Origin of the sequence: Pseudomonas anuradhapurensis, assembly GCF_014269225.2 — a bacterium.
Classification (GTDB): domain Bacteria; phylum Pseudomonadota; class Gammaproteobacteria; order Pseudomonadales; family Pseudomonadaceae; genus Aquipseudomonas; species Aquipseudomonas anuradhapurensis.
The window spans coordinates 2,499,871-2,517,828 of sequence record NZ_CP077097.1 but is presented as its reverse complement, the minus strand read 5'-3'; the positions used below and the strand labels follow the sequence as shown (position 1 = coordinate 2,517,828).

Here is a 17,958-nt window from a genome sequence, read left to right as displayed (position 1 = left end):
TGATGGGACCACGCCCAACCGCCCACCCGCGAACGAGCCCATGACCGCGCAACAACCTGCCGCCGGCATCACCCTGCAGATCCTGTCGATCGTCTTCTACACCTTCATTGCCTTTCTGTGTATCGGCCTGCCGATCGCCGTGCTGCCCAGCCATGTGCATGACCAGCTGGGCTACGGCGCCATCGTCGCCGGTGCGACCATCGGCCTGCAGTACCTGGCCACCCTGCTCAGCCGCCCGTTTGCCGGGCGCGTGGCGGACAGCCTGGGCGGTAAACGCGCCATTCGCTTCGGCCTGCTGGGGATTGCCGGCTGCGGGCTACTGACCTGGTTGTCGGCCCTGACCCTGGCCCTGCCGCCGCTGAGCCTGGCACTGTTGCTCGGCGGGCGCTTGCTGTTGGGTATCGCCCAAGGGCTGATTGGCGTGGCCACGTTGAGTTGGGGCATCAGCCAGGTCGGCCCCGAGCACACCGCGCGGGTGATTTCCTGGAACGGTATTGCCTCCTATGGCGCCATCGCGCTTGGCGCGCCCTTGGGCGTGCTGACGGTGGATGGGCTGGGCTTCAGCGTACTGGGGCCAGTGTTGCTGGCGCTGGCGCTGTCGGCGCTGCTGGTGCTGCGCAAGCGCGCGGACGTGGTCGTGGCACGCGGCGAGCGCCTGCCGTTCTGGTCGGCCTTCGCACGGGTCGCGCCGTGCGGCCTGGGCCTGACCCTGGCCTCGATCGGCTACGGCACCCTGACTACCTTCGTCACCCTGTACTACCTGGAGCGTGGCTGGCTCGGCGCAGCCTGGTGCCTGACTGCCTTTGGCACCTGTTTCATCATTTCGCGGCTGCTGTTCGTCAACGCTGTCAACCGGTTTGGCGGCTACAACGTCGCCATGGCCTGCATGGCCACCGAAGTGCTCGGCCTGAGCCTGCTGTGGTTGGCAGCCGCGCCGCCTTGGGCGCTGGTTGGTGCCGGGCTGACCGGGTTCGGCCTGTCGTTGGTGTACCCTGCGCTGGGGGTGGAGGCAATCAGGCAGGTACCTGCCAGCAGTCGCGGCGCCGGGCTGGGTGCCTACGCGGTGTTCTTCGACATGGCCCTGGCCATCGCTGGGCCGCTGATGGGAGCAGTTGCCGTGCACCTGGGCTATGCCTTGGTCTTCGCAGTGGCGGCCCTGCTGGCCCTGGCCGGCGTCGGCCTAACGCTGTGGCTGGCGCGGCATGCTGGCCGCGGCTGAGCGCTCGGCCGGCTGCGGCGCGCCCAGCGCCTGGCTGAAGAACGCCGCTGTCTCGCGTTGCAGCGAATGGTGGATATCGCGGCGGTCCACGCCTTCGGCGTCCTTGCACAGCGTCGGCATGCGCGCGTATTGCTCGCTGTCGCAATGGGCCATGAACACAAAATGCCCGGCGCCGGCCAGCAGGCGGTAGTCCGGGGTCAGCGGCAGCTTGCGGGCCAAGGCTTCGGCATTACGATCCACTGCTACCAGCTGGTCGCTGTCACCGCTGTAGATCAACACCGGCAAACGCACCCCGGCCAGGGTATGGCGGTCGAACAACAAGCTCAGCGGTGCCATCAACATCACCGCGCCCACCCGTTGGTCGGCCATGGGCGCCAACTCGCTGCGGTCGGCAATCAATATCCCGTGCGTCCTGCAGGCGTCGGCATCGTTCGGGCGCTCCAGGCAATACTGGCGCAGGCGGTCGAGGTCAGGGCGGGCACCGGAAACAATCAAGGCGGTTTCGCCACCGGCCGAATAGCCGATCAGCCCGACCTTGCCATGGTTCAGGTAAGGCCCCAACAAGGCATCGTCGCGGGCTGCGGTGATCGCCGCACTGACTTGCAGCGGCCGGCCATACAGGTTGCTCAGGGTACCCAGGCGGCTGTGATCGCGGGCGTTGTCCCCCGGGTGGACCACGGCTACCACCACGAACCCACGACGCGCCAGCGAGGTGGCCAGGTAGTGCAAGGCCAGCGGGCTGCCGGTATTGCCATGCGACAGCACCAGCAAGGGGAACTGGCCCAACGCTACCGGCGCTTCTTCAGCCACATCGATCGGGTAGCCGTCCATGCGGCTGCTGCGGGTTTTGCCAACAGCCGGGTAGAACGCCAGCGCCTGCATGGGCTGGCCGTCGACCGGGTCGGCCAGGCTCATGTGGTGCAGGCCGGCAACCCAAGGCGCAGCCTCGGCATGGGTAAGCAAGCCGGCGAACAGGGCCAGGGCCAGCACGCAACGTGAAAGGGTCATCGGCCAGCGGTTCCTTGCGGGGCGAAGCGATGATCCAGCATATAACCGGGCTGGCCAGTGGCGGATGAAACCTGGATGAAACCGCCGTCATGCACAACGCGCTCGCGCATTGTGCATTTGCGCTTTTTATCGAACCCATGGCATAGATGCTGGTCGAGGTCTTCATGCGCTCATTTCGCGCCATTCAAGGAGATTCATGCATGAGCAAGCCCGCCTATGTGCCACCCAAGGTCTGGCGCAACGATGCGGCGTCCGGCGGCCAATTCGCCAGCATCAACCGCCCGGTTGCCGGCCCGACGCACGACAAGGACCTGCCGCTGGGCAAGCACCCGCTGCAGCTGTACTCGCTGGCCACGCCCAATGGCGTCAAGGTCACCATCGCCCTGGAAGAACTGCTCGCCCTGGGCCACCAGGGGGCCGAATATGACGCCTGGCTGATCCGCATCGGCGAGGGAGAGCAATTTTCCAGCGGCTTCGTCCGGGTCAACCCCAACTCGAAGATCCCCGCATTGCTCGACCGCAGCGTCGAGCCGCCGGTGCGGGTGTTCGAGTCGGGCTCGATCCTGCTGTACCTGGCAGAAAAATTCGGCGCCCTGCTGCCCGAGGCGCCGGCGGCCCGCACCGAAAGCCTGAACTGGCTGTTCTGGCAGATGGGCGCGGCACCGTACCTGGGCGGTGGTTTTGGCCACTTCTATGTCTATGCGCCGGAAAAGGTCGAGTACGCGATCAACCGCTTCACCATGGAAGCCAAGCGCCAGCTGGATGTGCTCGATCGGCGCCTGGCGGAAAGCCGCTACCTGGGCGGCGAGCAATACAGCATCGCCGATATCGCCGTGTGGCCATGGTATGGCCAGTTGGTGCGCGGCAACCTGTATGGTGCGGCGGAGTTCCTGGCGGTGGACGAATACCCGCATGTCCAACGCTGGGCCGAGGAAATTGCCCTGCGGCCGGCAGTCCAGCGCGGAACCCGGGTAAACCGCACCTGGGGCGATGAAAACAGCCAGGTGCCAGAGCGACACGCGGCGTCCGACCTGGACTGACAGGCAGTCGGGGCCGTTACGCGGCCCCGTCAATGCCCGCCTGCACAAAACCATTTGCCCGCGCGCAAACCTGCGCCCGCCAGGCCCTTCTTGTACACTCCTCGCATTAGCCCCCACCTGCACATTTTTTGGTGAAAGCATGATCGAGGTAACCGAGGTTTCCATTGCCGAGCTGCGCGACGCACTCGAGTCGGGCCGCACGACGGCGGTCGAGCTGGTCAAGGCCTACCTGGCGCGTATCGACGCCTATGACGGTGCCGACACCGCCACCGCCCTGAACGCCGTGGTAGTGCGCAACCCGCAGGCGCTGGCCGAGGCCGAGGCCTCCGACGCCCGCCGCAGCAAAGGCCAGCTGCTGAGCCCGCTGGACGGCATCCCCTACACCGCCAAGGACAGCTACCTGGTCAAGGGCCTGACCGCTGCTTCCGGCAGCCCGGCGTTCAAGGACCTGGTGGCGCAGCGTGACGCCTTCACCATCGAGCGCCTGCGTGCCGCCGGCGCCATCTGCCTGGGCAAGACCAACATGCCACCGATGGCCAACGGCGGCATGCAGCGCGGGGTGTACGGCCGTGCCGAAAGCCCTTACAACGCCAATTACCTGACCGCACCGTTCGCCTCGGGCTCGTCCAACGGTGCCGGCACCGCCACCGCAGCCAGCTTCAGCGCTTTCGGCCTGGCCGAGGAGACTTGGTCCAGCGGCCGTGGCCCGGCGTCCAATAACGGCTTGTGCGCCTACACCCCGTCGCGCGGGGTGATCTCGGTGCGCGGTAACTGGCCGCTGACGCCGACCATGGACGTGGTGGTGCCGTACGCCCGCACCATGGCCGACCTGCTGGAAATCCTCGACGTGGTGGTCGCCGACGACGCCGACAAGCGCGGCGACCTGTGGCGCCTGCAACCCTGGGTGCCGATCCCGGCAGCGTCCCAGGTGCGCCCTGCCAGTTACCTCGACCTGGCCGTAAATGCCAGCGCGCTCAAGGGCAAGCGCTTTGGCGTGCCGCGCATGTACATCAATGCCGACCCCGAGGCTGGCACGTCCGAAAAACCTGGCATTGGCGGCCCGACCGGCCAGCGCATCAACACCCGCGCCAGCGTGATCGACCTGTGGCAACAGGCACGCCAGGCGCTCGAAGCGGCCGGCGCCGAAGTACTGGAAGTGGACTTCCCGTTAGTGTCCAACTGCGAAGGCGACCGCCCGGGCGCACCGACCGTGTACAACCGCGGCATCGTCAGCAAGGCGTTCCTGCATGACGAACTGTGGGAACTGTCCGGCTGGGCATTCGACGACTTCCTGCGCGCCAATGACGACCCCAAGCTCAACCGCCTTGCCGATGTCGATGGCGCGCTGATCTTCCCCCACGACCCGGGCACCCTGCCCAACCGTGAGGACGACCTGGCCGCCGGCATGGACGAATATGTCAACATGGCCAAGCGCGGCCTGAAGACCTGGGACCAGATCGAGACCCTGCCCGATGGCCTGCGCGGCCTGGAGCAGACCCGCAAGATCGACCTGGAAGACTGGATGGACAACCTGGGCCTGGACGCAGTGCTGTTCCCCACCGTGGCCGACGTGGGCCCCGCGGATGCCGATGTCAACCCGGTATCGGCCGACATCGCCTGGAGCAATGGTATCTGGGTGGCCAACGGCAACCTGGCGATCCGCCACCTGGGCGTACCGACCGTGACCGTGCCGATGGGCGTGATGGCCGATATCGGCATGCCGGTCGGGCTGACCTTCGCTGGTCGGGCTTACAGCGACACCGCGCTGCTGAGCTTCGGTGCCGCATTCGAGGCGACCGGCTCGCGCCGGATGATCCCACCGCGTACCCCGCCCCTGGGCTGAGGGTTGAAGGGGCCGCTTTGCGGCCCATTCGCGGGTAAACCCGCTCCCACAGGTTCACCACAGGTATTGAATACCGTGGGGTCCATGTGGGAGCGGGTTTACCCGCGAATGGGCCTGAAAAAGCAAATCGCCCAATTCAACTTTATGTGTAAAAATACACAAAACGTTGATTTGCGATTTGCCATGCCCCTGACGCCCGAAGCAGAACGCCAGCTCACCCTCACCGTCCTCAAGGCCGCCATCCAGGCCATGGGCAGCGTTGCCCCAGGCAACCTGGAAATCCTCCTGCACGACCTCGATCACCCGGAACACTCCGTGGTAGCGATCGTCAACGGCCACCTTTCCGGCCGCAGCGTCGGCAGCCCGATCCTTGCCGCCCCGGAACAGGACCAGGGCTTCAAGGCGCTCATGCAAGCCTCGGCCGACCAGCAAGGCTGCGCGCCGGTGGTCGTCCCCGATTACGCCACCAGCCTCAAAGGCCGCACCTTGCGCAGCGCCACGGCGATCTTCCGCGACAGCACCGGCCACCCCTTCGCCAGCCTTTGCGTCAACAGCGATGTGACCGGCCTGGACGCCGCCATGAGCTTCCTCCAGCAGTTGCAGCCATCAGCAACGGCCCCCTCCGTCAACGAGCCCGCCGACATGGGGCTGCTGATGAGCGAAATCATCCAGGCCGCGCTGCAGCGCAGCGGCCAGGGGCGGATGAACAAGCAGGCCAAGGTCGAAGCCGTGCGGGTGATGCAGGAACGCGGCCTGTTCATCGTCAAAGGCGGAGTGGAAAAAGCAGCCAGTGCCCTGGGGGTGACCCGCTACACCATTTACAACTATCTCGAGCAACTGCGTGGAGCCAGCCGATGACCTTGCATATCCCTACCCCCTTGATCGAATCCCGCCCGCTGTCGCTGGCAGCCGAATGCAACATCTGGCTCAAGCTCGACGCCCTGCAGCCCTGCGGTTCGTTCAAGTTGCGCGGTGTCGGCCATGCCTGCGAAGTGCAGCATGCCCGTGGCGCGCGGCATTTCGTGTCCTCCTCGGGAGGCAATGCAGGCCTGGCGGTCGCCTATGCCGGGCGCAAGCTGGGCGTGCCGGTAACCGTGGTGGTGCCGGAGACCACCACCGAACGGGCCAAGGAGCTGCTACGCCTGGAAAGCGCCAAGGTGGTGGTACACGGCAGCTCCTGGCAGGAGGCCAACACCCTGGCGCAAACGCTGGTCGGCCAGGGTGATGCTTTCATCCACCCGTTCGACGACCCATTGCTGTGGGCTGGCCATGCCAGCCTGGTGGACGAGGTTGCCGAAGCCGGCCTGAAGCCGGATGCCGTGGTGCTGTCGGTAGGCGGTGGTGGCCTGCTTTGCGGAGTGGTCGAGGGCCTGCAACGTAACGGCTGGGGCGATGTGCCGGTGCTGGCAGTGGAAACCACGGGCGCGGCGTCGCTGCATGCGGCCTTGCAGGCAGGGCACCCGGTCGAGCTGGAGCGTATCGATTCAGTAGCCACGTCACTGGGGGCCAAGCGTGTCACCGACCAGGCACTGGCCTGCGCCGGCCAGCACCCTGTGCATAGCCATGTGGTCAGTGACCGTGCCGCACTCGAAGCCTGCGAGCGGTTCCTGCTCGATCATCGTGTGCTGGTGGAGCCGGCCTGCGGTGCCGCGCTGGCATTGGCCTATGACGCGGTCGCGCTGGCCGGTTACGGTAACGTGCTGGTGGTCGTGTGTGGCGGGGCCACCGCTACCCTGGCGCAGATCCACGCCTGGCTGGCCGCGGCCGACTGAAGCGCGACCGCGGCGAAGTCAACCTTCGCCGCGCCGACGCGAACCGCCGTGGCTGTGTTGCCCACCCACACGCGCCTTTTCCGCACGGTCCTGTTTCAGGTCCTTGCCAGACCCACCCTTGCGCCCCGCGTCATGGACCCGTTGTGGGTCATCGGCAAAACCGTGGCCGTTGTCGTGATGCTTGGTCATGCTATGTCTCCCTGAGTCAAAGAATGCCCAATATTGGAGATCAGCGCAGGATCGATGATTGCCTTGCCCTGACCAATGGCTCAGGGCAACCAGCAAGGTCATGGATAATGACCAGGACGGTCACATGAGCATGTTCTACTGAGCCCGCCACAACCGCAAAAGCCACTGCAACGTCAGCAACCCTGACGAAATGCATATCCCACCCTTTCGGTCTGCGGCAAGTGAAGGCACAATGCGTGTCCTTTTTTTGGCCGGCCTGGCCGGGGGCCTTTAAATGATCAAGACGCCGTATTACCTCATCGATAAAACCAAGCTGCTGGGCAACATGGAGAAGATCGCCTACGTGCGCGAACACTCCGGTGCCAAGGCACTGCTCGCCCTCAAGTGCTTTGCCACCTGGTCGGTCTTCGACCTGATGCAACAGTACATGGACGGCACCACCTCTTCCTCGCTGTACGAGCTCAAGCTTGGCCGCCAGAAGTTCGCCGGCGAGACCCACGCCTACAGCGTGGCCTGGGCCGACGACGAGGTCGAGGAAATGCTCGAGAACTGCGACAAGATCATCTTCAACTCGATCGGCCAGCTGCAGCGCTTCGCCGAACAGTCCGAAGGCAAGGTCCGCGGCCTGCGTGTCAACCCGCAGGTCAGCAGTTCCGACTACCTGCTGGCCGACCCGGCCCGCCCGTTCAGCCGCCTGGGCGAATGGGACCCGGCCAAGGTCGAACAGGTGATTTCGCAGATCTCCGGCTTCATGTTCCACAACAACTGCGAAAACGGCGACTTCGGCCTGTTCGACAAGATGCTCAGCCACATCGAAGAACGCTTCGGCCACCTGCTGCACCAGGTCGAATGGGTCAGCCTCGGTGGCGGCATCCACTTCACCGGTGAAGACTATGCCCTGGACGCCTTCTGCGCGCGCCTGAAAGCCTTCTCGGAAAAATACGGCGTACAGGTGTACCTGGAGCCGGGCGAAGCGGCCATCACCAACAGCGCCTCGCTGGAAGTGACCGTGCTCGACACGCTGTACAACGGCAAGCACCTGGCCGTGGTCGACAGCTCGATCGAAGCGCACATGCTCGACCTGCTGATCTATCGCCTCAACGCCAAGATGGCCCCGAACGATGGTGCGCATACCTACATGGTCTGCGGCAAGTCGTGCCTGGCCGGCGACATCTTCGGCGAATATCAGTTCGACCGCCCGCTGGCCATCGGCGATCGCCTGTCGTTCGTCGACGCGGCGGGTTACACCATGGTCAAGAAAAACTGGTTCAACGGTCTGAAAATGCCATCCATCGTGGTCAAGCAACTCGACGGCAGCGTCGAAGTGGTGCGCGAGTTCGGTTTCGAAGACTACGTTTCCAGCCTGTCGTAAGACCGGCTTTCAGTAAGGAGCAAGGGATAAATTGAAGAAGAACGTTCTTATCATTGGTGCAGGAGGTGTCGCCAAGGTGGTGGCCCACAAGTGCGCGCAGCATAACGACGAACTGGGTCGTATCGCTATCGCGTCACGGAACATCTCCAAATGCCAGGCCATCATCGACAGCGTCAAGGCCAAGGGTAGCCTCAAGGTACCCGCCGACATCCAGGCCTTCTCGCTCAATGCCCTCGATGTCGAGGCGACCAAGGCACTGATCCGCGAGACCGAATCGCAGATCGTGATCAACGTCGGTTCCGCCTTCCTCAACATGTCGGTGCTGCGTGCCTGCATCGATACCGGTGTCGCCTACCTGGACACCGCCATCCACGAAGAACCGGGGAAGATCTGCGAGACCCCGCCATGGTACGGCAACTACGAGTGGAAACACCTCGAGGAGTGCCAGGCCAAGAACATCACCGCCATTCTCGGCGTCGGTTTCGACCCGGGTGTGGTGAACAGTTACGCCAAGCTGGCGCAGCAACAGTATTTCGACAGCATTGATTCGATCGACATTCTCGACGTCAATGCCGGTTCGCACGGCAAGTACTTTGCCACCAACTTCGACCCGGAAATCAACTTCCGTGAATTCACCGGGCAAGTCTGGAGCTGGCAGAACAGCCAGTGGACCAGCAACAGCATGTTCGAAGTCAAGCGTACCGACGACCTGCCGGTGGTCGGTTCACAGAACCTGTACCTGACCGGCCATGATGAAGTTCATTCGCTTTCGAAGAACCTCAACGTGCCGAACGTGCGTTTCTGGATGAGCTTCGGCGAACACTATATCAACGTGTTCACCGTGCTGAAGAACCTGGGCCTGCTCTCCGAGCAACCGGTAAAAACCGCCGAAGGCCTGGAAGTGGTACCGCTGAAGGTGGTCAAGGCGGTGCTGCCGGACCCTGCCTCGCTGGCCCCGGGCTACACCGGCAAGACCTGCATCGGCGACCTGGTCAAGGGCACCAAGAACGGCCAGCCGCGCGAAGTGTTCATCTACAACGTGGCCGACCACGAAGAAGCCTACGCCGAGACCGACAGCCAGGGCATTTCCTACACTGCCGGTGTTCCGCCGGTGGCTGCCGCCCTGCTGGTTGCCCGTGGCGAGTGGGATGCCAAGCGCATGGTCAACGTCGAGGAGCTGCCAGCCGAGCCGTTCCTCAAGGCGCTGGACGTAATGGGCCTGCCGACCCGCATCAAGGATGAAAAAGGCGATCGTCCTTGGGACGCTGAAGCCTAAGCGGCAAAAAAGGGGGCGCCATTCAGGCGCCCCTTCTTTTTGCCCGTCGCGGCCTCATCGCCGGCAAGCCAGGCGCTCACAGCTGGTGCGCTGGCTTCGAGCTGACGGCTTCTCCTTATTTCCTGGCCTCGAGGATCAGGTTGAACGGTGTCTGCGTCGCCCGCCGAAACTGGCTGAACCCCGCCTCCTCGAACACCGCACGCAAGCGCGCCTCCCCAGCTTGGGCGCCCAGCCCCAAGCCCACCTCCTGGGATAACGAGTTCGGTGTGCAGATGAACGTCGAGGCGGCATAGAACAAGCGCCCGACCGGCGTCAGGTTGCCCTCCAGCGAATCTTCGGCATAAGGTTCCACCAGCATCACCGTGCCGTCCGCCTTCAACGCGCGGTAGGCATGTTTCGCCGCGCCCACCGGGTCCCCCATGTCGTGCAGGCAATCGAAGAAGCACACCAGGTCATAGTCATGCCCCGGATAGTCCTTGGCGCTGGCCTGCTGGAATGTCACCCGGCCCACCAACCCCGCTTCGCGTGCGCGTTCGTTGGCCGTGGTGATGGAAGGCCCGTGGTAGTCGTAGCCAATGAAAGTGGAGGCCGGAAATGCCTCGGCCATGACCAGCGTCGAAGCACCATGCCCGCAACCGACGTCAGCTACCTTGGCACCCGCCTGCAACTTGGCGACCACGCCCTCGAGCGCCGGTAGCCACTCCGACACCAGGAAAGTGCGGTAACCCGGCCGGAAGAACCGCTCGGTACCGCTGAACATGCAGGGGTGATGGTCACCCCAGGCCAGCCCGCCGTCACCGCGCATTGCCGCAACCAGTTTGTCCTTGTCATGGAACAGTGCCGCCACTACCGCCGCGCCACCGGCCATGTAGGCCGGGGAATCTTCCAGCGCCAAAGCCAGGGCCTGTTCTTCGGGCAATACGAAGCGGCCCTGATCGTGCACCATGTAGCCCGACGCGGCCTGGGCGTTGAGCCACTCGCGCACCAGCCGTGGGTGGCAACCGGTCTTCGCCGCCAGTGCCTCGGGGGTGGTCGGTTGGCTGTCGGCCATGGCCCGGTACAACCCCAGTTCGTCGCCGAGTATCACATTGGCCAAGGTCGCCGCCGCGCCCATGTCGCCCACCAGCTTGCCCATGAAATCGTGAAGCCTTGCCTCTTCCATGACCTGCCCTCCTCTGCAAGAAGGCCATCGCCAGCGAGGGAAGTCCGCTCCGGGGAGGCGGTGGTCGGTTGGATGATGTTGGCCTGGCGAGCGTTAGCCGCTGCAGGCCACTTGTAAGTTTAGATGCCCTGTCCGGGGCGCTGTGGCTGTTCGGCCAACTTTTCCAGCAGCGCCTTGGCCAGGATCTTGTCCGAGAACGGGTTCTGCCCGGTAATCAGTTCGCGGTCCACCACCACGTTGGGTTGCCAGGCCTTGGCGTAGCCCATGTCGCCGCCTGCAATCGCCATGGCACCCGCCGGGTAGAACAACAGGCGCTGGCCCTTGAGCGAACCCTCGAATACCTGCTCTTCCGGGTCGGAGAAGATGGTCATCCGGTAGCCCTGGTACAACCAGTCAGTGGCTGCAGGCTTGTCGCCACGTGCCAGCGCGGCCTCATAGCCTGCCGGGTCCTGCTGGGCCGAGAGCAAGGCGATGGGGCCGTGGCAGATGGCCGCGGTAGGTTTGCCAGCCTGGTGGAAATACCGCAGCAAGGCGCCCACCTCCGGATTGTTGGCCAGATCGATCAACGGCGCATGGCCGCCGGGAATGAACAGCCCGGCATAACGGCCCAGATCGCCTGCCAGCACCTCCTTCACAGACAGGGTATCGTCGATGCCCGGCAGGCTTTGGACGACCCTTTCGATCCGCTTCATCTCGGCCGCATCGCCGGCAAAATAGCTCGGATCGATCGAACGCGGGTCGACGCTTGGGGCATTGCCCCTGGGCGTTACCAGGACTAGCTTGTAGCCAGCCTTGAGCAACTGGTCGGCTGGCACGCCGAACTCGTTGAGGTAGTAACCGGTGGCGTAGCGCTTGCCGTCCTGCAACGGCAGCTGGTGCTCGCTGGACAACAGCACCAGCACCTCGCCCTTGGGCGCGGCCTGGGTGCCAGCAGCGAGCAGGGTGGCAGCCACGGCAGTGGCAAGCCTGGACATCTGGATCATGCAGCAATCTCCTCGATCAACCCATGGGCCATCCCATACAGGGCGGGCCGATGTGCTCATGCTAGTGGCCAGGCTATGATTCGATAATTCGAAAGCTTGCATGCCTGTAATCCAGAAAATGAATATCGCCAGCAAAGACTTCAACCTGCTGTACCTGTTCCATGTGCTGTATCAGGAACGCAATGCCACCCTCGCCGCCCAGCGCATTGCGCTGAGCCAGCCTGCGCTCAGCCACAAACTCAACAAGCTGCGCCATCAGTTCGGCGACCCCTTGTTCGTACGCGCGCCCCGCGGCCTGACGCCCACGCCGCGCGCCCATGAACTGGCCCCCCAGGTGGAACGCCTGGTGATGAGCCTGGAAGGTTTCTATGAACGTTGCGAAGGCCAGGACTTTCTCGCCCGCCCTGCCCGGCTGCACCTGTACAGCACCGATTATGTCGAACAGACCCTGTTACCCAGGCTGCTGCCGCTGCTGCGCAGCCAGGCACCGAACCTGACCCTGGTGACCCACAACACCCGTGGCCAGCTACCCCGCGAAGCGCTGGAGAAAGGCACCTGTGACCTCGCCGTTGCCGGCTTCTATACCGACCTGCCGGACACCTTCCACCAGCAGCGCCTGCTCGACGAACAACTGGTCGTATTGGCGTCACGCAGCCATCCAGGCCTGGGCAAGGGCCTGGACCTCGACACCTTCCTCGCCTGCGACCATCTGCTCACCACCCTCACCGGCGACCTCGACGGCCTGGTCGACCGCGCGCTACGCAGCCAAGGCAAGCAGCGACGGGTGGTAGCCGGCTTGTCCAGTTTCATCGCCCCGGCGCGCTTGCTGCGCGGCACCGACTTGCTGCTGACCTGCCTGCGCTCACTGGCCGTCGAAGCCAGCGCACGCGATGACGACCTGGTCATGTACCCGCTGCCGCTGGCCCTGCCGGTAATCGAGGTGATGCAGATCTGGCACGAACGCACGCATGCCGATCCCCTGCGGCGGTGGTTCCGCCAACAGCTATGGACGGTCGCCCAGCAATCGGCAGTCAGTACGGGTAACAATTCCTAAACAACAATGTGACATTTTTTTTCAGCTTTCTCGCCAAGGAGCTGTCAAATGAAGGTCACGGTTTTCGGTACCGGTTATGTTGGCCTCACCCAGGCAGTGTGCCTGGCCCAGGTGGGGCATTCGGTGTTGTGCATGGATGTCGACGCCGCGCGGGTCGCCGCCCTCAATGAAGGCCACTGCCCGATCTTCGAGCCCGGCCTGGCGCCCTTGTTGGCGAACAACCTGGCCTGTGGTCGGTTGCGCTTCACCACCGACGCCAGCGAAGCGGCCAACTACGCCAGATTGCAGTTCATCGCAGTCGGTACCCCGCCACAGGCCGATGGCAGCGCCGACCTCAAGCACGTGTTCGCAGTGGTCGACAGCATCCTCCAGCACGCCGACGGGCCCAAGGTAATCGTCAACAAATCCACCGTCCCGGTCGGCACGGTACACCGCATCAAGGCGCACATCGCCCAGGCCGTGGCCGACACCCATCGCTTCCAGGTCATCAGCAACCCCGAGTTCCTAAAGGAGGGCTCGGCCGTGGACGATTGCATGCGCCCGGAACGCATCATCATCGGTGGCGCGGAACCTGCCGAGGTGGAACTGCTGCGCGAGCTGTACCTGCCGTTCAGCCGTAACCGCGAAAAGCTCATGGTCATGGACGCACGTAGCGCCGAGCTGACCAAGTACGCCGCCAACTGCATGCTGGCGACCAAGATCTCGTTTATCAACGAAATCGCCAACCTGGCCGAACACCTGGGCGCCGACATCGAGATGGTGCGCCGTGGCATAGGTTCCGACCCGCGCATCGGCTACGACTTCATCTATGCCGGCTGCGGCTTCGGTGGCTCGTGCTTCCCCAAGGATCTGCAGGCCCTGCGCCGCAGCGCCGAGGCCGAAGGCTTCGAGCCGCAGCTGCTGCGTGCGGTGGAGTCGGTCAACGAGCGGCAAAAAGGCCGGTTGTTCGGCAAGATCCAGCGCCACTACCGCGGAGGCCTGCGCGGCAAGGTGTTCGCCCTGTGGGGACTGTCGTTCAAACCCAATACCAACGACATTCGTGAAGCCTCCAGCCGGGTGCTGCTGGAAGCTCTGTGGGCCGCCGGTGCGCGAGTACAGGCCCATGATCCGCAGGCCATGGACGAGATCCAGCGGCACTATGGCGCACGTAGCGACCTGCGCCTGGTGCCCTGCAAGGAGGATGCGCTGCGCGGTGCCAATGCCCTGGTGGTCGTTACCGAATGGCAGGATTACCGCGTGCTCGACCTGGACAAGGTGCTGCAGCAACTCGCCGACCGGGTGGTGTTCGACGGGCGTAACCTGTTTGAACCGGAGCACATGGCCGCCGCCGGCCTGACCTACTATGGCATCGGCCGTGGCCAGGTGCAGCCAGCATGCCGGTACTGATTACCGGCGTGGCCGGCTTCATTGGCTACCACGTTGCCCGGCGCCTGTGCGAGGCTGGCATCGAGGTGGTCGGCATCGATACCCTCAATGCCTACTACAGCGTCAAGTTGAAGCTGGCACGCTTGCAACAGCTGTTCGACTTCGCCAACTTCCGCTTCCATACCCTCGACATTACCCAGCCGGCGGAACTGCAGCAATTGTTTGCCGGGCTACCGTTCAGTGAAGTGATCCATCTGGCGGCGCAGGCCGGGGTGCGTTATTCGCTGGAAAACCCGGGTGCCTATGGTCAGGCCAACCTGGTTGGCTTTCTCAATATACTCGAGGCCTGCCGCCAGCAGCCACCACGCCACTTCATCTATGCCTCAAGCAGTTCGGTGTACGGTGCCAACGCCAAGCTGCCGTTCAGCGTCGACGACCCGGTCGAGCAACCACTGTCGCTGTACGCCGCCAGCAAACGTGCCAACGAACTGATGGCGCACAGCTATGCCCACCTGTACCAGTTGCCGACCTCAGGGCTGCGTTTCTTCACTGTCTACGGCCCCTGGGGCCGCCCCGACATGGCCTTGTTCGCGTTCACCCGGGCCATCCTCGAGGGCCGGCCGATCGCGGTCTACAACAACGGCCTGATGGCCCGCGACTTTACCTATATCGACGACATCGTCGAAAGCATCGTGCGCTTGCGCCTGAGGCCGCCACAGCCAGCCGAGGGGCAACCGCCCTGCCAGTTGTTCAATATCGGCCGCGGCCAGCCGGTAAGGCTGCTGCAGTTCATCGAATGCCTGGAGCATGCCTTGGGCACCAAGGCCCAGCGTGACTACCTGCCGCTGCAACCCGGCGACGTGCTGCAAACCTGGGCCGATGTCGACGCCCTGGCGCGCTGGATCGGCTACACCCCGGGCACATCACTGGAGCACGGCGTCAACGCCTTCGTCGGTTGGTACCGGGACTACTACCGGGTCTGAATCGCCCCCTCACAACAGGATCACAAGCGCCCCATGACATCCCCACTTGAGCTATCGGTACTGATTCCCGCCAGGAACGAGGCCGACAACCTGCCGGCACTGCTGCAGGAAATCCGCGCGGCACTGGCGACGCAAGACTACGAAGTGCTGGTGGTCGATGACGGCAGCCGCGACCACACCCTGAGCGTCCTGCAACACTTGAAAAACCAAGGCTACGCGCAATTGCGCATCCTCCGCCACAAGCACTCGCTGGGCCAGAGCACAGCACTGTGGCACGCCGCCGAAGCGGCGCGCGGCCAGTGGCTGGCCACCCTTGACGGCGACGGGCAGAACGACCCGGCGGACATCCCCGGCATGCTGGCCCTGGTACGCGCCAACCAGCACCTGGCCGGCAGCCTCAAACTGGTGGCCGGACACCGGGTCAAGCGTTGCGACAGCGCCAGCAAACGCTGGGCCTCGCGCCTTGCCAACGGCCTGCGCCGGCGCCTGCTCGGGGACGCCACGCCTGACACTGGCTGCGGGCTGAAACTGGTCGAGCGCGCGGCCTTCCTGCGCCTGCCCTACTTCGACCATATGCATCGGTTCATTCCGGCGCTGATCCTGCGTCACAACGGCCGGATGCTGGTCCACCCGGTCAACCACCGGCCACGTCGGGCCGGAGAGTCCAAGTACGGCAACCTGGATCGCGCCCTCGTTGGCATTCTCGACCTGTTCGGGGTCTGGTGGCTGATCCGCCGTACCCGCCTGGACACGCGCCCGCAGGAGCTTGAAGGATGACCCGCGAAAGCCTGTGGCTAATCGTCGGCCTCGCCGGCCAGGCCGTGTTCACCGGGCGCTTTGTGCTGCAGTGGCTGTACAGCGAGATCAAGCGCCGCAGCCTTATCCCGGTGGGTTTCTGGTACCTGAGCATGCTCGGCAGTGCGCTGCTGCTGGCCTACGCCATCTATCGCCAGGACCCGGTGTTCATCATTGGCCAGAGCTTCGGTTTGCTGGTCTACCTGCGCAACCTGCAGCTGATCGCCCGCCACCCGCAACAGAAGGAATAGCCCCGTGCCAAGGTTCGACTCGCTCATGGCCGAACGCCTGGCCCTGATGGCCCTGGCGCTGCTGCTGGTGGGTGCCGGTATCGGCTGGCGCCAGCCGATGAATGTGGATGAGGAGCGCTTCCTCGGCGTTGCCCTGGAAATGCTGCACAGCGGCCACTGGTTCATCCCGCACCGGGCGGCAGAAATCTATGGTGACAAGCCGCCGCTGTTCATGTGGACCGTAGCCCTCTTCGCCAACCTGACCGGCACGCCCAGCATCGCCCTGTACCTGCCCGGACTGTTATCGGCAGCGACCATCACCTGGGTGCTGCACGACCTGGGGCGGCGCCTGTGGAACCGGCGTGTCGGGGTGATCGCTGCTCTGCTGTTCCTGGCGACCTACCAAAGCTACAGCATCCTGCGCACCGGGCAGATCGACAGCTTCCTGTGCCTGTGGGTGGCGCTGGGCCTCTATGGCCTGTTGCGCCACCTGCTGCTGGGGCCGGCCTGGGGCTGGTTCTACCTGGCTTGCGCGGCGATGGGCCTGGGTATCATCAGCAAGGGCGTGGGCTTTGTCCCAGCGCTGGTACTGCTGCCGTATGCCTGGGCGGTGCGCCAGCATTGGCACGGCGTGGTGGTGATGCCCGGCCAGGCCCGGCGCTGGAGCCTGGGCTTGTTATGCCTGCTGGCCGGTTGCGCGGTGTGGCTGTTGCCGCTGCTGGTGTCGATTGCCCAGGGCGGCGGCGCGGCAGAACTGGCCTACCTGAAGGAAATCCTGCTGCGCCAGACCGCCAGCCGCTATGCCAATGCCTGGGACCACCGTGAGCCGTTCTGGTACTTCTTCGTCAAGGTCATCCCCAAGTACTGGCTGCCGCTGGTGCTGGCCTTGCCCTGGCTGGTACCGGCCTGGTATCGGCAACTGCACAAGCGCGACGGGCGCTTTCTGTTGCTGCTCGGCTGGGTAGCGCTGGTACTGTTGTTCTTCAGCCTCAGCAGCGGCAAGCGCAAGCTGTATATCTTCCCGGCGCTGCCGGGCCTGGTGCTGGCCATCGCGCCACTGCTGCCCTGGCTGCTCAAACGCTGGCTACAGCGCCGGCCGGCCTGGCGCAAGGGGTTCACCGCCGTAGCCCTGGCATGGTTCGCGCTATGGTTCGCGCGCGGCTGGGTCGAGCCATTGCAAGAAGGCCGCAACCCACATGACACCTTGATGAGCGAAGCCGCGCGCGTCACCAGTGGAGCCGAACTGGTGCTGGTTGACTGGCGCGAGGGGCACTGGCTGTTTGCCCGGCAACCTATCGTGCATTTCGGCTTCAGCGGGCAATCCAGGGCAGATGCGGCCGCCTACTGGCTGCGCCAGCATCCCGCAGCCTACGCCTTGATCCCGGGCTCCGCACTGGGCCGCTGCTTCAGTGCCGAGAAGGCGCGCAGGCTCGGCGAAACCTCGCGCGCCGAGTGGTATGTGGTCGCCGCCGATGCCGACACTGGCCAATGCCAAGCAGCAGCGCCCAGCCATGTCTATCACTTCGCCTGGGCGAGCCCTGCCAGTAACCCGCCGCAACCCCAGGGTGCAGCGACACGACGCTGGCAGGAGTATTGAGCGCCACACCTTCTGCGCGCGGTTGAGGTGACCGTTCGGGCGAGTGGCACAGGACACTATGATCGCCTGG

Annotated in this window: 17 protein-coding genes; 13 read left to right on the top strand and 4 right to left on the bottom strand. The window is 64.4% G+C overall.

Annotated features, from left to right (window positions below; genetic code table 11):
- Positions 1 to 40 precede the first annotated feature (40 nt).
- Complete coding sequence (locus HU763_RS11740; protein WP_186684980.1) at positions 41 to 1,219, top strand: MFS transporter; 1,179 nt, start codon at positions 41 to 43, stop codon at positions 1,217 to 1,219.
- Here HU763_RS11740 and HU763_RS11735 read toward each other — a convergent pair.
- The gene (locus HU763_RS11735; RefSeq protein ID WP_186684979.1) at positions 1,181 to 2,227 is read right to left on the bottom strand and encodes an alpha/beta hydrolase family protein; all 1,047 of its coding nucleotides are present in this window, start codon (positions 2,225 to 2,227) and stop codon (positions 1,181 to 1,183) included. The genes HU763_RS11740 and HU763_RS11735 overlap by 39 nt on opposite strands.
- A 200-nt stretch (positions 2,228 to 2,427) precedes the next feature.
- Between HU763_RS11735 and yghU the strand changes: the two genes are divergently transcribed.
- From yghU to HU763_RS11715, 4 genes are all read left to right on the top strand, one after another.
- Complete coding sequence (gene yghU / locus HU763_RS11730; protein ID WP_186684978.1) at positions 2,428 to 3,267, top strand: glutathione-dependent disulfide-bond oxidoreductase; 840 nt, start codon at positions 2,428 to 2,430, stop codon at positions 3,265 to 3,267.
- Positions 3,268 to 3,406: 139 nt separating this feature from the next.
- Positions 3,407 to 5,110, top strand: a complete 1,704-nt coding sequence (locus tag HU763_RS11725; RefSeq protein WP_186684977.1) for an amidase — start codon at positions 3,407 to 3,409, stop codon at positions 5,108 to 5,110.
- A 183-nt stretch (positions 5,111 to 5,293) separates the two neighbouring features.
- Positions 5,294 to 5,968: a helix-turn-helix transcriptional regulator gene (locus tag HU763_RS11720; RefSeq protein ID WP_186684976.1), complete on the top strand. Its 675-nt coding sequence runs from the start codon at positions 5,294 to 5,296 to the stop codon at positions 5,966 to 5,968.
- Positions 5,965 to 6,882 (top strand): pyridoxal-phosphate dependent enzyme, encoded by a 918-nt coding sequence (locus tag HU763_RS11715; protein ID WP_186684974.1) that lies wholly within the window; start codon positions 5,965 to 5,967, stop codon positions 6,880 to 6,882. Before HU763_RS11720 ends, HU763_RS11715 begins: the two co-directional genes overlap by 4 nt.
- A gap of 18 nt (positions 6,883 to 6,900) precedes the next feature.
- Here the strand turns inward: HU763_RS11715 and HU763_RS11710 are convergent, their stop codons facing one another.
- Positions 6,901 to 7,071, bottom strand: a complete 171-nt coding sequence (locus HU763_RS11710; RefSeq protein WP_170029725.1) for a KGG domain-containing protein — start codon at positions 7,069 to 7,071, stop codon at positions 6,901 to 6,903.
- Between the two features lie 274 nt (positions 7,072 to 7,345).
- Here HU763_RS11710 and nspC point away from each other — a divergent pair, with 274 nt between their 5' ends.
- Both nspC and HU763_RS11700 read left to right on the top strand, forming a co-directional pair.
- Positions 7,346 to 8,443 (top strand): carboxynorspermidine decarboxylase, encoded by a 1,098-nt coding sequence (nspC, locus tag HU763_RS11705; RefSeq protein ID WP_186684973.1) that lies wholly within the window; start codon positions 7,346 to 7,348, stop codon positions 8,441 to 8,443.
- 31 nt (positions 8,444 to 8,474) lie between these two features.
- Positions 8,475 to 9,719, top strand: a complete 1,245-nt coding sequence (locus HU763_RS11700; RefSeq protein ID WP_186684972.1) for a saccharopine dehydrogenase family protein — start codon at positions 8,475 to 8,477, stop codon at positions 9,717 to 9,719.
- Positions 9,720 to 9,834: 115 nt separating this feature from the next.
- On the opposite strand, the gene HU763_RS11695 is transcribed toward HU763_RS11700, so the two are convergent.
- The gene (locus HU763_RS11695) at positions 9,835 to 10,881 is read right to left on the bottom strand and encodes a class I SAM-dependent methyltransferase (protein ID WP_186684971.1); all 1,047 of its coding nucleotides are present in this window, start codon (positions 10,879 to 10,881) and stop codon (positions 9,835 to 9,837) included.
- A gap of 119 nt (positions 10,882 to 11,000) precedes the next feature.
- Positions 11,001 to 11,864 carry a type 1 glutamine amidotransferase domain-containing protein gene (locus HU763_RS11690; protein ID WP_186684970.1) on the bottom strand — a complete coding sequence of 288 codons (864 nt, stop codon included), beginning with the start codon at positions 11,862 to 11,864 and terminating at the stop codon, positions 11,001 to 11,003.
- Between the two features lie 118 nt (positions 11,865 to 11,982).
- Here HU763_RS11690 and HU763_RS11685 point away from each other — a divergent pair, with 118 nt between their 5' ends.
- From HU763_RS11685 to HU763_RS11660, 6 genes are read left to right on the top strand one after another with little or no spacing between them, the layout of a single operon-like run.
- The gene (locus HU763_RS11685; protein ID WP_186684968.1) at positions 11,983 to 12,918 is read left to right on the top strand and encodes a LysR family transcriptional regulator; all 936 of its coding nucleotides are present in this window, start codon (positions 11,983 to 11,985) and stop codon (positions 12,916 to 12,918) included.
- 48 nt (positions 12,919 to 12,966) lie between these two features.
- Positions 12,967 to 14,304 carry a UDP-glucose dehydrogenase family protein gene (locus tag HU763_RS11680; RefSeq protein ID WP_186684966.1) on the top strand — a complete coding sequence of 446 codons (1,338 nt, stop codon included), beginning with the start codon at positions 12,967 to 12,969 and terminating at the stop codon, positions 14,302 to 14,304.
- Complete coding sequence (locus tag HU763_RS11675) at positions 14,292 to 15,266, top strand: NAD-dependent epimerase/dehydratase family protein (RefSeq protein WP_186684964.1); 975 nt, start codon at positions 14,292 to 14,294, stop codon at positions 15,264 to 15,266. The genes HU763_RS11680 and HU763_RS11675 overlap by 13 nt, the downstream gene beginning before the upstream one ends.
- 33 nt (positions 15,267 to 15,299) lie before the next feature.
- Complete coding sequence (locus HU763_RS11670) at positions 15,300 to 16,043, top strand: glycosyltransferase family 2 protein (protein WP_186684962.1); 744 nt, start codon at positions 15,300 to 15,302, stop codon at positions 16,041 to 16,043.
- Positions 16,040 to 16,312, top strand: a complete 273-nt coding sequence (locus tag HU763_RS11665; RefSeq protein WP_186684960.1) for a lipid-A-disaccharide synthase N-terminal domain-containing protein — start codon at positions 16,040 to 16,042, stop codon at positions 16,310 to 16,312. The genes HU763_RS11670 and HU763_RS11665 overlap by 4 nt, the downstream gene beginning before the upstream one ends.
- Before the next feature lie 25 nt (positions 16,313 to 16,337).
- Entirely contained in the window at positions 16,338 to 17,888 is a 1,551-nt protein-coding gene (locus HU763_RS11660; protein WP_189665706.1) for an ArnT family glycosyltransferase, read from the top strand.
- Positions 17,889 to 17,958 lie beyond the last annotated feature (70 nt).